Consider the following 15,597-nt stretch of genomic DNA (forward strand, 5'->3'; position numbering starts at 1 on the left):
AGCAGGGTCGTCCTTGGTTTTGAGGGCGGCGAAGATTCAGATTCCGTTGACGAGCGTTGGGCATGTGACAACGCCATTCAACAAGTCCAGCAAAGCCATTTACACGTTCCTCAAGCCCTTCAGGAATATACGTTGTTTCTTCCGGGCGTTCGGGTTTGAGCAGGTGCTCGTAGTCAACTACGACTTGGGGATGGCCTGGAATCTGGGACTTTCGCGGGCTTCGATTTTGGCGATAGTCTTGTGGGATCGCATCAAACTGGGGCACGGATGGCCGAGAGTTAGTCACGGCGGGTAGGCTCGTCGCCATTGACCCAAATGTAGATTCTATGATCTTCGGTGTCGGCTTTGACGAGAGCGGTGTTCTCTCCCCGCTTGAGTACCGCGCCAGAACGCTGTGACCGTCTTGAAGATGAAAGTATTCATGCGCACAATGAAGCGCGACATAATGCTGGTCGGCAGGACGCGTCGCGAAGCGGTACTGGAAGGCGAGCGCGCGGGCCCACTCTCGCCTGTATACGGCTCGTCTTTGGGCAACAGATCAGGCACCAGCAAAGTCTGGTTCGGTCTGGATGTCGTAGCACAATCCTCGAACTTGCGCATCATGTCCACGATGAACAGGCGCTTGCTACTCGGATATTGGGGCAGGTTCAAGATGTCGTTGAGCATATCTATTAGGTGAGGACACCCTGCGCCTGGAACAACTGGTGAGCATTGAGAATCTTGTAGACGCCGTTGGTCACCCACTGTGGATTGAGAATACCAAGTGCTTCGAGGCGCGAGTCGTCCTGAAAGTGCAAGACAACACCCAGGTCGTGTAGAAAGCCGATCAGCGTGCGCTGGCTGAGATCATTGGCAATGTGATTCTCGGTACACAACGCAAGATACTCGTCATAGTTGATATAGTTTTTGTCATGCCCCAGGCTTTCAAGGAGAGTCTTGACCGTGAACCACCTCTCGGGCAGCAAATCATGCACGTGGGGCAGGGTGCTGACCTGAGCGGCGATGGCAGCGCGCAAATCGGAAACGCTACCCCCGTAGCGGCAGATGTTTCCACAATGTCAACGAGGGTGGGATATTTGTTGCGTAAGCCCGTACGGTCACCGCCGAGTGGGTGCTGGTCAATCTTATTGCTGATGATCAGCACCGGCGACCCACCGCCGAACGAGTGAATGATTTTCAGCCAATACTCTACTCGGTTTTCCTCCTGCGTCAGGCGTGCATCCAGCACGAGCAGGTAGAGACTACGTTTGGTGAGAAAGAACTGGTGGGTGGCATGCATGATTTCCTGCCCACCGAAATCCCAGAGGTTCAAATGAATTCTAGGTTGCTGGTTCTTAATTCCAGATGGATCGCCCATAGCCCATTGACTGATGACAATACCGTCCGTCTTAGATTCGTGAGGATCATAGGTATCGTACAGGATACGCTGGACGAGGTTTTACAACCGAGCCTTGTCCGACCCACTAAGACTTTGACCTCGTTGATCGGCTTCTTGATTCCTTCCTCGAAGTAATAGGCAAGAATGGCGGCTGGCTCTTTCGTTCTTTCAAGGATTTCAGGCGGGATGGGCAGAGGATTGCCAACCAGTTCTAGTTCTTCGAGTGTCAACAGCCGACGGATGGTGTAGGGCAGTTTGGTTATTTTGTTGGGCACTCCCTCACGGCCGCCAAGCAAATCTGATTTGCCTGCCTTCAATTGACGTAGATTCTTGAGTTGGCCGATTTCGTAGGCAGCGCCGTGAGTTGGTTGCTGGAGATGCCGAGCGACGTCAGTCTGGTGAGTTGGTCAGACTTCACCGGCAGCGCCGTGAGTTGGTTGCTGGAGATGCCGAGCGACGTCAGTCTGGTGAGTTGGGCGAGTTCCGCCGGCAGCGCCGTGAGTTGGGTGCTGGAGATGCTGAGCGACGTCAGGCTGGTGAGTTGGCCGATTTCCGCCGGCAGCGCCATGAGTTGGTTGTACCCGAGGTTGAGCGACGTCAGGCTGGTGAGTTGAAAGAGTTCCGCCGGCAGCGCCGTGAGTTGGTTGCTGGAGATGCCGAGCGACGTCAGTCTGGTGAGTTGGCCGATTTCCGCCGGCAGCGCCGTGAGTCGGTTGCTGGAGATGTCGAGCGACGTCAGGTTGGTGAGTTGAAAGAGTTCCGCCGGCAGCGCCGTGAGTTGGTTGTACCCGAGGTTGAGCGACGTCAGTCTGGTGAGTTGGCCGATTTCCGCCGGCAGCGCCATGAGTTGGTTGCTGGAGATGTCGAGCGACGTCAGGCTGCTGAGTTGAAAGAGTTCCGCCGGCAGCGCCATGAGTTGGTTGTACCCGAGGTCGAGCGACGTCAGTCTGGTGAGTTGGCCGATTTCCGCCGGCAGCGCCGTGAGTTGGTTGCTGCTGATATCGAGCGACGTCAGGCTGGTGAGTTGGCCGATTTCCGCCGGCAGCGCCGTGAGTCGGTTGTACCAGAGGTTGAGCGACGTCAGGCTGGTGAGTTGGCCGATTTCCGCCGGCAGCGCCGTGAGTCGGTTGCTGGAGATGTTGAGCGACGTCAGTCTGGTGAGTTGGCCGATTTCCGCCGGCAGCGCCGTGAGTCGGTTGTACCAGAGGTTGAGCGACGTCAGGCTGGTGAGTTGGCCGATTTCCGCCGGCAGCGCCGTGAGTCGGTTGCTGGAGATGTTGAGCGACGTCAGGCTGGTGAGTTGAAAGAGTTCCATCGGCAGCGCCGTGAGTCGGTTGCTGCTGAGATCGACGATGTTAGTCTGGTGAGTTGGCCGATTTCCGCCGGCAGCGCCGTGAGTTGGTTGTACCCGAGGTCGAGCGACGTCAGGTTGGTGAGTTGAAAGAGTTCCGCCGGCAGCGCCGTGAGTTGGCTGTACCAGAGGTTGAGCGACGTCAGGCTGGTGAGTTGAAAGAGTTCCGCCGGCAGCGCCGTGAGTTGGTTGCTGGAGATGCCGAGCGACGTTAGTCTGGTAAGTTGGCCGATTTCCGCCGGCAGCGCCGTGAGTTGGTTGCTGCTGATGTCGAGCGACGTTAGGCTGGTGAGTTGAAAGAGTTCCGCCGGCAGCGCCGTGAGTTGGTTGCTGCTGATATCGAGCGACGTCAGTCTGGTGAGTTGGCCGATTTCCGCCGGCAGCGCCGTGGAGTTGGTTGCTGGAGATGTTGAGCGACGTTAGGCTGGTGAGTTGGCCGATTTCCGCCGGCAGCGCCGTGAGTTGGTTGCTGGAGATGTTGAGCGACGCTAGGCTGGTGAGTTGGCCTATTTCCGTCGGCAGCGCCGTGAGTTGGTTGCTGCAGATGTCGAGCGACGTTAGGCTGGTGAGTTGGCCGATTTCCGCCGGCAGCGCCGTGAGTTGGTTGCTGGAGATGCCGAGCGACGTTAGTCTGGTAAGTTGGCCGATTTCCGCCGGCAGCGCCGTGAGTTGGTTGCTGCTGATATCGAGCGACGTTAGTCTGGTGAGTTGAAAGAGTTCCGCCGGCAGCGCCGTGAGTTGGTTGCTGGAGATGCCGAGCGACGTCAGTCTGGTGAGTTGGCCGATTTCCGCCGGCAGCGCCGTGAGTCGGTTGCTGGAGATGCCGAGCGACGTCAGTCTGGTGAGTTGGCCGATATCCGCCGGCAGCGCCGTGAGTCGGTTGCTGGAGATGTCGAGCGACGTCAGGCTGCTGAGTTGGCCGATTTCCGCCGGCAGCGCCGTGAGTTGGTTGCTGCTGATGTCGAGCGACGTCAGTCTGGTGAGTTGGCCGATTTCCGCTGGCAGCGTTGGCGAGTCGGTTGTACCAGAGGTTGAGCGACGTCAGTCTGGTGAGTTGAAAGAGTTCCGCCGGCAGCGTCGTGATTCGGTTGCCAGAGGTTGAGCGACGTCAGGCTGGTGAGTTGGCCGATTTCCGCCGGCAGCGCCGTGAGTTGGTTGCTGGAGAGGTTGAGCGACGTCAGGCTGGTGAGTTGAAAGAGTTCCGCCGGCAGCGCCGTGAGTTGGTTGCTGCTGATTTCGAGCGACGTCAGGCTGGTGAGTTGGCCGATTTCCGCCGGCAGCGCCGTGAGTTGGGCTGTACCCGAGGTCGAGCGACGTCAGTCTGGTGAGTTGGCCGATTTCCGCCGGCAGCGCCGTGAGTTGGTTGCTGCTGATTTCGAGCGACGTCAGGCTGGTGAGTTGGCCGATTTCTGCCGGCAGCGCCGTGAGTTGATCGCTGGAGATGGCTAGCACGTCAGGCTACTGAGGTAGTCATCCCTCAATAATGTCATGAAGTCATCAAACAAGACTAGAGCTATGTTCTCGCCATGAAGGTACTGCTTTTCAGTCTCTGGAACTCTTGTAATTACATAACTAGAGCCTTCTTCCAAAACAAGGTGCTCAGAACCCTGATGAAGATTTGATTCGTCAACCACGACCAGATCTTCTATCCGGTATTGACGTAGCAACTCGATCAGGTGTTCGTACGTTGGCATTTCCGGCTCCATTCGATGCAATAAGCCCATTCCAATGTGCCTACCAGGATCTCTGGTGTTGATCCCGCGTCTCCAGACATTGCATAACAGGTCCATTTTCGTAAGCCGATGGACCTGTCTACATTCCAGATCAGATGCAGCGGCACTATGCAGGTGGTAGACGCTTTCCAAGCCCCGGTCTTGCGCGATTTCGTAATGTCAAGAACCGGTGCAAGGCCACATTGAGGCTGGCACGATGATTATACTGTGGGCATGACAAGGCGTCAACCGTCCTGTGCCGGCGACTAAGCCATTGGTGCAGGCGCGGCATTTCCCCTCAAGCGGCGCCCAGGCTCACCGGGTGCATCAAGCTTTGGGCAAAGGTAAGGTCTGCGAGCGCGCGTGCGCGGCGTTAGCCCGCAGGCGCCATTCCTGCGGCTGGAAGTTGTGATCACGTCGAATCCCTCACGGCCGGTAGGTCACGACCAGGCGCGGTGGATTGGGCGGTGCGCTGCTTTCGCGGCTGGCAAAGCCGCGCCAGCCGATGGTGATCTCGTTCTTGCTCATCAGCGCCAAGCCGTTGTTGACCGCGCCATCCACCCAGGTCTGCACCAGGCTGGTCACATTCCACGTGTAATAGGCCGGTGCGATGCCGACGCCCAGCACGTTGTTGGCGCCGGTGTAGCCAGGCTGCGTGTTCCAGGTGACGGTCATCTCCTGCCAGGCGCCGTCGCTGCGCTTCAGTTCGATGTCGAGCAGCGCCGGGCTGGCGCTGGACGAAACCAGGTAGGCCATGAATGAGGCGCTCTGCACGGTTGCACCGGCCGGAATGCCGCCGAGGTTGAAGCGGTAGAGCGCGCGGCCCGTGGCGCTGGCGCTCTGGCTGCCGACGTAGTGAATCGTGGCCGCGCCGTAGTTGCTGGTGGGCGCGGCCGAAAAGACGTAAGTGTCGGCCACAGGCGTCAGAATCACCGTCACCGGCGTGGCAGTCGGCGTCGGCGTGCGCGTGGGCGTTGGGGTGCGCGTGGGCGTAAACGTCGGCGTGCGCGTGGGGGTGTAGGTTGGTGTGAACGTGTAGGTCGGCGTGCGCGTCGGCGTGTGCGTGAGGGTCGCCGTCGGCGTGGCAGTCGGCGTATGCGTGAAGGTTGGCGTGCGCGTCGGCGTATGCGTCAAGGTGGCCGTCGGCGTAAAGGTGAAGGTCGGCGTGCGCGTCGGCGTAAACGTGAAGGTGGGCGTCGGTGTGAATGTCGGCGTGTGCGTGAGGGTAGGCGTTGGCGTATGCGTCGCTGAGAACGTGGCCGTCAGGGTCGGCGTGCGCGTCGGCGTTGAGGTGGCGGTTGGCGTGCGCGTCGGCGTTGACGTAAACGATGGCGTGGCCGTCGGGCTTGGGGTTGGCGTGGGCGTTGGGCCGGATGGACATTCCTGCAGCCAGCGCTGAGCGCCGGCCGTGATATCGAGCACATCCACGTCGCCGTCGCGGTCCAGGTCGCGATGGTAATCGAAGTCGGGCTGGCTGAGGTCCAGGCCGAAGCTGGCCGCCACCCGCTGCACATCCACGATGCTGACCCGGCAATCGCCGTCCAGGTCGAAGAAGGAGGCGCTGTGAGTCACCGTGACGACCACGGGCGCCACCACGCTGCCCACCAGGGAGGCGCTGGTAAAGGTCACATGCCCGCTGTGAACGCCATCCTCCAGCTCATAGGCCTGCACCAGGATGGTGACGCCGGACACAGTGACGCCGGTGACGACCGTGGAGGCCAGCCAGTCCACGTCGGCCGCCACGGTGAAGGTGGCCGGCCGGCGGCTGACTACCTGCAGCGCCTGCTGCGGCAGCGGGGTGTCCAGGGCAAGGTCGGCCGTGAAGCTGAGGCTGGGCGGATAGACCGCCAACTGGTCGGGCGGCAGGGGTGGGTCGTTGGTGGCCGGGTCGGTGCCAGCCAGCAGCTCGTCGCCGTCGGAGCGGCCATCACCATCGCTGTCAGGGTCGCCAGGGTCGGTGTGGCGCCTGATCTCCACCAGCCGGGAAAGGCCATCGCCATCGGCGTCGCTGAATAACTCCTGCGCGTTCAGCGGGCTGAGGCCCATCCCAGATTCCTCGGCGTCCGGGAGGGTGTCGAGGTCGTAGTCTCCCTGCACGGTCACGCTGATCGCGATGGTATCGGTCAGCCCTACGCTGTTTTGCGCCTGCAGGACCAGGGTATGGGCGCCCACGCTGAGGATCACCGCGAAATCTGCACCGCTGCCCAGCGCGCCGTCCCGGCTGCTCCACCAGGTCAGATTGGCGCCGGCCACGCGGCGATCCTGGTTGTCATAGGCGCCGCCGCGAAGGTCAATCCGCCGTCCTTCCAGGAAACTGTCGCCCGCCTGGGGAAAGCCGATGTAGGGCAGGGGCGGCTGACCGGCCACCGTGAAGGCGGGCGAAGTGGCGCTGCCCTCGGTGAAGCCATCGCTGGCCGTGACCCGGAAGCGGGCATTGCCGCTGCCGGCCAGGCGGGCGACCGGTACCTGCACCGTACCGCTGCCGCTGCTGAAGGCCAGGGGCAGCCAGGAAGCGCCGCCGTCGGCCGAATAGTCAATCGCAATCACCAGCGGGTCGGCGTCGGCGTCGCTGGCGATCCAGGTAACGGGGATGTTGCCGCTGCTGTAGGAGCCGCCGCTCGGGCTGCTGATGCTCACCGTGGGCGCGGCGCCGCCGGCCGTGAAGCTGTCGAGCAGGGTGTCGCCGTGCCGCAGTTCCAGACGGGCCACGCCGGTCTGACGCAGGATGGTGGCGGCAAAGAAACCGCTGGCGTTGAGGCCGGTTTCCGGGGTGCGAAAGGCCGGAAAGACGCCGTTGCGGGCCAGTTCAGCGCCGCCGCCATCGAGCTGCACCAGCCAGTAATTACTGACAAAGTCCACGCTGAGCGGCGCGTCCTCGCCCAGGGTTTCGACGCGGCGCAAGACGCCAGCTTCCACCGTCCGGCTGACCAGGCCGGAGACGTAGAGCCGCGGGCCTGGCACAGGGGATGTCACCGGGATGCTTGCCGGCCCGGTTGGCGCGGTGCGGTTGGCGCTGTCATTCGCTCCCGCCAGGCGCAGCCCGCCGAACGGCCGCAGGTCCTCGAAGCCGAGCCGCGTCGAGATCATGCCATATTCAGCCCGAACTGCCTGCTCGTCCACCGGCTCGAAGAAGACGTTATCGTCGTCCCGGCCGCAGGCATAGCTCATCAGGGCCTTGCCGCGGCGGGTGTTTTCATCGGCCGGATCGCCGTCGTCTTCTACAATCCATTGCGCGCGGTATTGGCGGCCGGACATCGGGTTGACCACCGGTTCCTCCACCCCCGGTTGGAGATAGATCGTCTTGGACACGTCGTAGCTGGCGCCGCCATCGTTGCATTCTCCGTTGTCCAATTCGTCGTTGACCGAATGGCTGAGGTTGTCGGTGTAGGAGCCGTTGGCCGCGGTGGGGCCAACCAGCCCCATGATATGGCCGATCTCATGCCCCAGGCGCCGGCTGTACTCGGTGTTGTCGGCGCCATCCGTGACGCTGCCCACAGCCCAGCCGACATAGAGCGGCACTTCGACCTCGCAACTGCCAAAATCGGCCAGACCCAGGGTAGCCACGGTCAGCGCGGCGTCGGTCAACTCGCAGAAGGCATCCAGTCCGTCCAGGAAGATGATGTTGATCAGGTCGCTGACATCGGCCCACAGTCCGTAGCCGTTCTTGTCGCCGGTTTTCAGCCGCTCATCCACGATGCCGAAGGCGATGATCGCGTCAGGATCATGAAGATCGTTCCAGCGGCGGCGAATGGGATCCATGTCATGGGCGGCTTCGAGCAGCTCGCCCCAGGACCCCAGGGTCAGCGACACGGCGCTCGTCAGGCTGACATCGGCCCATTCGAACTCCAGGCGGCCGGTCGGCATGTAGCGCTGGCGCAGCTCCTCCAACCCGTTGCTGACGTTGACCCGCAGGTGAAACTCATCGGTCTCTCCGGCCTGATCCCACATGATGGGCACCAGCAGCACGCGCAGGGGCAGGTTGCGGCGGAACTCGGCTGTCGTGTCGAAGGCAGCGACGGTGAAGCCGCGGCGGCGCAGCACGGCATGAACCTGTACGGTCGTGCCCTCGTCGCTGACGAAGTCGTTGAGCAGCGGCGTCAGCGACACTTCGACGCTCTGCGCGATGTCACGCAGGGCCTGCGGCGGCAGCGGCTCCGGGTTGTAAGGAATCACATGCAGCGCGTCCTGGGTCTCGCTGTAGCTCTGGCCGCTGCCCGGCTCGGTCAGGCTGATCTCGATGCTGTCCACCTCCAGCACATCATCGTCGTTCGGCCACAGGGCGTGCGTCAGATAGAACTGGATCATCGTCGGCCGGTCCGCCACCAGGTCGTAGGCGCTCAGGCCCTGGTTGAGGACGATGGCGTCCGCGTGCAGCTCCACCACGCGCAAGAAGTCGGCGCTGGTGGTGCTGTAGGTGGGGCCGCCCGGGCAGGCGTTACGCACATGCACCGGGCCGGACTCGTCGCCGGGCTGCACGATCATCTGCAGATGGCGAGGGCCGATGTAGGTCGGGCTGCGATAGGGGCCATCGCCCACGGCCACCATCGCGCCAGGATCGAAGTTCGAGCCAGTGATGTCCACGAACAAGCCCACGTTGCCCCCTTCCGGGCTGACCGTCAGGATACTCGGCTCCGCGCAGAAGGCCGGCCGGCCCACGCCGGTGAGGGTGGCGCGACGCCGGCCCACGCTGACGGAGACATCGCCGTTGACGTTGTCGCGATTCAGGCGCACCTCGATCTCGGTCTCGCTGATGCTCTCGATCTCCACGACCGCACCGCCGATGACCACCGTGACATCGGCCGGGTTGGAGCCGAAGCCGGTGCCGCTGATCGTGATGTGATCGGGCGAATGGCCGTGGTCCGGCGAAATGCTGTTGATGGCAGGGATGACATCGGCCAGGGGCGGCAGGAACGCGCCGCGCACGCTGACCCCGTTGGCCGGCGCGTGGCCGAACCAGACCCGGTCCGCGCCGTCGGCCGCCACGTCGCTGATGGTGCTGCTGCGCAGGCCGGAGTTGGTCCACCAGTAGCCCTGCCAGCCGTTGACCGTGCGCACCGCGGCGCCGGCCCACAAACGGCCCAGTTCATCCACCGCCAGGGGCAGGCTGTAGGCCGCAATGGGCGGGGTTTCGTTGGCAAATCCGTTGCCGTCGAAGAGGCTGAGGCCGTTCGCGGTGCTGATGGCAATGTCGCCATCGCCGGTCTGCGCCAGGTCGCGAATCTGATTGGAAGGCAGGCCGGAGGCCGTGGTGAACACGATCAAGGTGTTGCCCTGCAAACGGGCCAGCCCCTGGTTGGTGCCCACCCACAACCGCTGCTCACGGTCGGCCAGCAGGGCGCGCACGGTCGTGGCCGGCAGGCCGGAATTGCCCGCGTCGAAGGTAGTCACGAAGCGCTCCCGGTCGAAGAGGGTCAGGCCGCCCGCGCCGCCGATCCAGATGCGGCCGTTCATGTCCTGGGCCAGGGCCTCGATGGGGCCGGCGGGCGGCGTTCCCTCGGCCCAGGCCAGCAGGTCCCAGCCGCCGGCCGTGTAGAGGCGCACATCGGTTGCGGTGCCCACCCAGATGCGGCCGCGGCTGTCGCCCAGGACGCTCAGCGCCTGCACGTCATTGCGGTTGTCCCAGGTCTGGCCGTCGGGCTGCAGCACGTGCAGGCTGGAAGCGGTCGCCAGGAAGGCCCGGCCCCGCACTGTCCAGACGTGCGCGATGGCCTTGCTGTCCAGGCTGTTGCTCTCATCCAACTGCTGCCAGCGCTGGGCCACCGTCACCAGGCGACCGTTCTCTTTGCCGGCCCACACGCGCTCATCGGCCGCGCCGACCGCGCTGACGCCGCTGTCCCAGACAGTTGCGGGGCCTGACGAGTCGGCCGTGCGGCTGCCCAGCGGCGCGGCCGTCCAGTTGTACTCTTCGGTGTACAGGGTGGCCTGATTGGGCGGCGCGCCCACCGCCTGGTAGGCCACCAGGCCCCCGCTCTCGCCCGGCTGCGCTTCGACAGCCGTCCAGATGCGGCCGTCTGCGTCCACATCCACGGCCGCAGCCGCCACGCCCAGCAGCGGTTCCAACAGGTTGCCTGCGCCGGGCGTCACCGCGCCGGGAATGCGGCAAACGCCCTGGCCGTCTACATCTGGCCGCGCGCCCAGCACGAAGTAGTTGGGCGAGACGACCCACCAATCGCTGTTCGGTCCCAGGGCCAGATCGTCCGGCTCGAACAGGTTGCACTGGCTGCCGCTGTAGTTGGTCTCGGTGTAGAACGGATCGAACTGCATACGCCGCAAGCCGCCGTCAGCGATCACCCACACATCCTGCACAGGCTCGGCGCGCAGGGCGATGGCGTCGAGGCGGCTGCCCACGAAGTTGGTATGCCACTGATAGCCGGGAAAGGGCCAGAGGATGCGGTCGCGCCAGCGCAGCCCCTGGCCGTCCGTGCCGAAGAAGGGAATACTGTCAGCGCTGGTCGCGCCGGGCTGCACCGCCACGGCCAGCACGCGGTTGGCGCCGAGCACCCCGGCATCGAAGGTGGTCACCGCGCCGGCGCTGGTGATTTGCTTGCCGCCCGCGTCATCGGTCGCCAGCCAGGTCTCGTCGTTGACCGCGTCGTAGCGCACATCGTTGATGATGCCGCTGGCGCTGCCCAAGTCGGCCGGGGTGTAACGGGTGCGGCCGCTGTTGGCGTTGTAGCGATAGGCGCCGCTGCCATACGTAGCCACCACCACCCGCGTCTCATCGCCATCAATGGCGTTGACCGCATCGCCCACTGTCATGGGGAAATCCCAGCGGCCCAGGGGAATGGCCGGCCCGTCGCCCAACGGCGCCCGCCAGATGCTGGCTGTGGCCCCGCCGCCCCCGCTCGTCCAACCGCCCATCAGCAGCGCGTGGCGGTTGCGGCTGCTGTAGATCACGCTGGCGTAGAGGCGATCTTTCGGCAGCGGAATGAGCGTCGGCCAGAGCTGGGCAGTCGCCGGGTCGAAGACCAGCACGCGGTCCACATCAACCCCGCCCAGCAGGTAGATCAGCCGGCTGACCGGGTCCTCCACCGCGGCGAAGGCGTAGGTCTCGACCGGCAGGGCGACGCCGGCCACCAGGCTGACCGAGCCGCCCAGACCGTCGTCATCCAGCGCCAGCTCGTAAATCGTGCTGGTGGGGTCGAGACTGCCGTCGAGGCCGCCAAAGAGATAGATCTTGCCGGTAGCGCCGGCATAGGCCGCGGCCAGGTTGTAGCGCGGCGCGGGCAGGGTCAAGCCGGGCGGGCTGCTGAGCGTTTCCGTGTCTGGGTCGAACACACTGATGCGGCTCTGCACGCTGCCGCTGTAGCCGCCGATGATGGTGATCAGGTGCAGGTCGGGATGATAGACCGCGGCCGCGCTGCGCACAGAAACGGGCAGCGTCGCGGCCAATGTGCGCACCGCGCCGGTGGCGCGGCTGACCGCGTAGATCGTGTTCTGATAGTTGACGCCCGCCTGCCCGCCAAAGACGTAGATGGTGTCGTTGTCCGGCGCATAGGCGGCCGCGGCGTAATTCAGGGCCAACGGCAGGTTGCCAACGGCGCTGGTCGCACCGGTGGCCGCGTCCACCGCCTCGATCTGATCGCTGACCGCGCCGCCGCGGCTGCCGCCCAACAGCCAGGCCTGATTGGTTCCGGGGATGTAGACAGTGGCCGCGCCGGAGCGCGTGGTCGGCAGCGTGTTGAAGGACTCATCCAGGGGAACCAGGGCCGGCTGCGGCGGCGCGGCCGGGCCGCTCAGATCAGCCTGACCGCGCGGCGCGCCATGATGCCCACCGATGCTGTCATTGTAGTCATCGGCCAGGCGCCAGACGGCCACCAGGCCCGGCCGCGGCTCATCCAGGGCGATGTGCATGGTGCGACGAATCTCGTCCTGGCTGCGGGCCACCGTCCACAGCCGCACCTCGGCGATGTTGCCGGCGAAAAGAGAGAGATCAGCCGAGGGGCCGGGGTCGGCGCCGATGGCGACCGGATAGGCGTTGACCGCGGGCGTCGGGCCAGCGTCGCCCGTGTACTCCAGCTCGCCGTTCAGATAGTAGTGGCGCTGGTCGCCATGCTCCCAAACCACCGCAATGTGCGTCCAGACGTGGGCGGGGATGACCGTGCTGCCGTCCTGCCAATCGCCATTAGAATAGTAGCGAATGTGCTGATTGCAGATGCCCAGCCAGTACGAGTCAAGCAGGTCCTTGCTGATGACGGTATTGCAGGCGTCGAGGTTGAGGGGGTAGAGGCTCACCCAGGCTTCGAGGGTGATGGCGTCGCTGTAGGGCACCAGGGCGGAGTCGTGTGGAATCTCAACGTAGTCATCGGTGAGTTGCAGAGGCGAATCGTTGAGCGCCAGGGAATGCTCGAAGGCGGCGGGGACCAGACGTGTCATGGCTGCTTCTCCCGTCAAACTGCCGAAGAGGAGGGCGCAGAGCAGCACAAAAATAACAACCAGCGGTGGGGCACATTTGCAGCGCAGCGTACGCATGGCAACACCTCGCACGTGGGGTATCTGGTTCTCGTCAGTGGGCACCATCAACCATACATCAGGATCGCGCAAAAGTCAAGACCAAATACGCGCAATTTCCTGACCCAAAAAACAGCCCTGTACCGCAATCCTCCGGGTTGCAGCCCCAAACCCATGCAAGCGCCCACAACACAAACGAGTAACAAATTATAAAAAATGGGATCAAAGTATTGACTTTTATAACAAAAAGTTCTATAATGCTCTCGTAGACTCCCGATGAGCATTCCCCCTTCTGGGCGAAAGGCGAGCGAGACAATCATGCCTGACAAACTGCTCACGACCCGTGAATTGCAGGATCACCTGCAATTGGACCGCGTCACCATCTACCGGATGGTCAAAGAAGGCGAGCTGCCGGCGCTGCGCGTGGGCGGCCAGTGGCGCTTCTCGGCCGACGCCATCGAATCCTGGCTGGGGGACCGCGACACTGCACGCTTGCCAGCCGTCGTTCCCGCTCCCGCTCCTGCAGCCGCCCTTCCGCAAAACCTGCGCCTTTCTGATCTGATCCCGCTCAAGATCCTGCAAGGCATTCAGGACCAGTTTGCGGCCGTGCTGGGCATGTCCTCCTTCATCACCGACCTGGACGGCCTGCCATTGGTGCCATGCAGTCGCTGCAGCCGCTTCTGCCGGTTGATCCATACCACCGGGGCCGGCATGGCAGGCTGTCAAGGCTCGTGGCGGTCCGTGGCCCGCTCGGCCAAAGAAGGCGCCAACGTTCACACCTGCCATGCCGGCATCCGCTACGCCAGCGCGCCGGTCGTGGTTGCCGGCCAACGCGTGGGCATGGTGACGGCCGGTCAGTTCCTCACCGAGGCGGCCGATCCGGCCGCGTTCGAGAAGCAGGCGCTGGTCACGGGCGCCCGCATCGGGGTGGATGGCGACGCTCTGGCTGCAGCCCAAGACTCGCTGGTCATCGTCAGTGCGGAGCAAGCCTTGCGCATCACCGAGCTGCTGGCGGTCATTGCCAATGCCCTGTCTGGCATCGGCTATCAGGCCTATCTGGCGCGCCTGACGCTGACCAGGATCGCCCAACTCAGCGGCGCGGTAGCGCCAGAACTCATTAGCTGAGGGTTCGCAGGGGAATTAGTTCCTGTATTTTGCCGAGAAAACGCTGAGAAACACAGGAAGTTATATTTTTACGAACCCTGAGCGCCGGGGATTGCCGGCGTCATCCTAATTTTCAGGAGCCTTTCATGCACCTTCCCGCCTTCATCAAGAAAAACGCCGCCTGGGCCATCGGCCTGACCGTCACCCTGGCGGTGATCCTCGTGCCGCTCATCTTGCTGCGACCGCAGACCACCACCGCGCCCGACGCGCCCAAATCAGCCCTGCTCACGCGCGTCCCTGAGACCGATCACTCGCATCTACTCACCGGCCCGTATGCCAACGGCCCGGAAGTGACCGCAGCCTGCCTGACGTGTCATCCCGATTCCTCCTCGCAACTCATGGCCACCACGCATTGGACCTGGGAGAGCCAGCCGATGACCGCTACCTGGCGCACAGACCTGGTGACGATCGGCAAAAAGAATCAGATCAACAACTTCTGCATCAGCGCGCAGGGCAACGAAAAGAAGTGCATGAGCTGTCACACCGGCTACGGCTGGGAGAACGATGGGTTCGACTTCAGCAACCAGCTCAATGTGGACTGCCTGATCTGTCACGCCGATCTCTCCACCTACGGCAAGGGCGATTTCGGCTATCCGGCCGAAGGCGTGGATTTGACGGCTGCGGCCCAAAGCGTGGGCAGACCCGCCCGTGAAAACTGCGGCGCCTGCCACTACGATGGCGGCGGCGGCAACAACGTCAAACATGGCGACCTGGACACCAGCCTCAACTTCCCGGCGGCCAATCTCGATGTCCACATGAGCAGCCTGAACTTGCAGTGCATTGACTGCCACCGCACGCAGGACCACGTCATCCAGGGCCGTCTGCTGGCCGACAACATCGCCATCGAGCCTGCTGAGCAGGTGCAGTGTACCGATTGCCACGCCAGCACCCCGCATGAGGACGAACGCCTCGATGCCCACACGGGAGCGGTGGCCTGTCAGTCCTGCCACATCCCCGCGGTCGCACTCAAGAACCCCACCAAAGTCTACTGGGACTGGTCCGCGGCCGGGCAGGACATTCCGGAGGATCACTACACCTATCTGAAGATCAAGGGCGAGTTTCATTACGAAGAAGACGTGGCCCCCTCCTACCACTGGTTCAACGGCAGCAACGCCTACCGCTACCTGCTGGGCGACACGATCACGCCCACACAGCCGACGATGATCAACCTGCCGGCCGGCGACATCAACGACCCCAACGCCAAAATCTTCCCCTTTAAGATCCATATCGCCAAACAGCCCTACGACACCGCGACCAACACGCTGTTGGCCCCGCGCACAGCCGGCGAAAACGGCTACTGGACCACCTTCGACTGGCCCTCGGCCCTCGCCCTGGGCGCGCAGGATGCCGGCATCACCTTCTCCGGCCAGTACGGCTTTGCCGAAACCTGGATGTACTATCCGACCACGCACATGGTGCAGCCTGCCGAGAACGCGCTGCAGTGCGAATCGTGCCACGGCGCGGACGGCCGCATGGACTGGCAGGCCCTGGGCTATCCCGGCGACCCCATCACCTGGGGCGGGCGCTCGCAGGCGAAGTGA

At 63.5% G+C, this 15,597-nt stretch carries 9 protein-coding genes and 2 pseudogenes; 2 read left to right on the forward strand and 9 right to left on the reverse strand.

Annotated elements, in window-relative coordinates; genetic code table 11:
- Positions 1 to 671: 671 nt before the first annotated feature.
- The 9 genes and pseudogenes from IPF85_RS03165 to IPF85_RS03205 form a co-directional block, all read right to left on the reverse strand.
- Positions 672 to 1,016: a COR domain-containing protein gene (locus IPF85_RS03165; RefSeq protein WP_343406618.1), complete on the reverse strand. Its 345-nt coding sequence runs from the start codon at positions 1,014 to 1,016 to the stop codon at positions 672 to 674.
- Between the two features lie 292 nt (positions 1,017 to 1,308).
- Positions 1,309 to 1,695: a hypothetical protein gene (locus IPF85_RS03170; RefSeq protein ID WP_343406619.1), complete on the reverse strand. Its 387-nt coding sequence runs from the start codon at positions 1,693 to 1,695 to the stop codon at positions 1,309 to 1,311.
- Positions 1,692 to 2,693, reverse strand: a complete 1,002-nt coding sequence (locus tag IPF85_RS03175) for a leucine-rich repeat domain-containing protein (RefSeq protein WP_343406620.1) — start codon at positions 2,691 to 2,693, stop codon at positions 1,692 to 1,694. The genes IPF85_RS03170 and IPF85_RS03175 overlap by 4 nt, the downstream gene beginning before the upstream one ends.
- A complete protein-coding gene (locus IPF85_RS03180; RefSeq protein ID WP_343406823.1) occupies positions 2,666 to 3,112 on the reverse strand; it encodes a leucine-rich repeat domain-containing protein in 447 nt (148 codons plus the stop codon). Before IPF85_RS03180 ends, IPF85_RS03175 begins: the two co-directional genes overlap by 28 nt.
- A gap of 67 nt (positions 3,113 to 3,179) precedes the next feature.
- Positions 3,180 to 3,734: pseudogene (locus tag IPF85_RS03185) on the reverse strand (leucine-rich repeat domain-containing protein); the annotation flags it as partial.
- Positions 3,701 to 4,009 carry a leucine-rich repeat domain-containing protein gene (locus IPF85_RS03190; protein ID WP_343406824.1) on the reverse strand — a complete coding sequence of 103 codons (309 nt, stop codon included), beginning with the start codon at positions 4,007 to 4,009 and terminating at the stop codon, positions 3,701 to 3,703. The pseudogene IPF85_RS03185 and the gene IPF85_RS03190, both read right to left, overlap by 34 nt.
- Positions 4,010 to 4,085: 76 nt before the next feature.
- Positions 4,086 to 4,181 (reverse strand): annotated as a pseudogene (locus IPF85_RS03195) (leucine-rich repeat domain-containing protein); the annotation flags it as partial.
- On the reverse strand, positions 4,175 to 4,423 hold the full coding sequence (locus IPF85_RS03200; protein WP_343406621.1) for a hypothetical protein: 249 nt from the start codon (positions 4,421 to 4,423) through the stop codon (positions 4,175 to 4,177). The pseudogene IPF85_RS03195 and the gene IPF85_RS03200, both read right to left, overlap by 7 nt.
- Positions 4,424 to 4,867: 444 nt before the next feature.
- Positions 4,868 to 12,817: a DNRLRE domain-containing protein gene (locus IPF85_RS03205; RefSeq protein ID WP_343406622.1), complete on the reverse strand. Its 7,950-nt coding sequence runs from the start codon at positions 12,815 to 12,817 to the stop codon at positions 4,868 to 4,870.
- Between the two features lie 393 nt (positions 12,818 to 13,210).
- On the opposite strand from IPF85_RS03205, the gene IPF85_RS03210 reads away from it, so the two are divergent.
- Positions 13,211 to 14,017: a PocR ligand-binding domain-containing protein gene (locus IPF85_RS03210; protein WP_343406623.1), complete on the forward strand. Its 807-nt coding sequence runs from the start codon at positions 13,211 to 13,213 to the stop codon at positions 14,015 to 14,017.
- Positions 14,018 to 14,142: 125 nt separating this feature from the next.
- Entirely contained in the window at positions 14,143 to 15,597 is a 1,455-nt protein-coding gene (locus IPF85_RS03215) for a tetrathionate reductase family octaheme c-type cytochrome (RefSeq protein WP_343406624.1), read from the forward strand.

Origin of the sequence: Candidatus Amarolinea dominans, assembly GCF_016704685.1 — a bacterium.
Taxonomy (GTDB): domain Bacteria; phylum Chloroflexota; class Anaerolineae; order SSC4; family Amarolineaceae; genus Amarolinea; species Amarolinea dominans.

Excerpts from the sequence above, each read along its gene's own strand:
- IPF85_RS03205 (WP_343406622.1), bottom strand. The coding sequence starts at position 12,817 with ATGACACGTCTGGTCCCCGCCGCCTTCGAGCATTCCCTGGCGCTCAAC.
- IPF85_RS03210 (WP_343406623.1), top strand. The coding sequence starts at position 13,211 with ATGCCTGACAAACTGCTCACGACCCGTGAATTGCAGGATCACCTGCAA.
- IPF85_RS03200 (WP_343406621.1), bottom strand. The coding sequence starts at position 4,423 with ATGCCAACGTACGAACACCTGATCGAGTTGCTACGTCAATACCGGATA.
- IPF85_RS03175 (WP_343406620.1), bottom strand. The coding sequence starts at position 2,693 with ATGGAACTCTTTCAACTCACCAGCCTGACGTCGCTCAACATCTCCAGC.
- IPF85_RS03215 (WP_343406624.1), top strand. The coding sequence starts at position 14,143 with ATGCACCTTCCCGCCTTCATCAAGAAAAACGCCGCCTGGGCCATCGGC.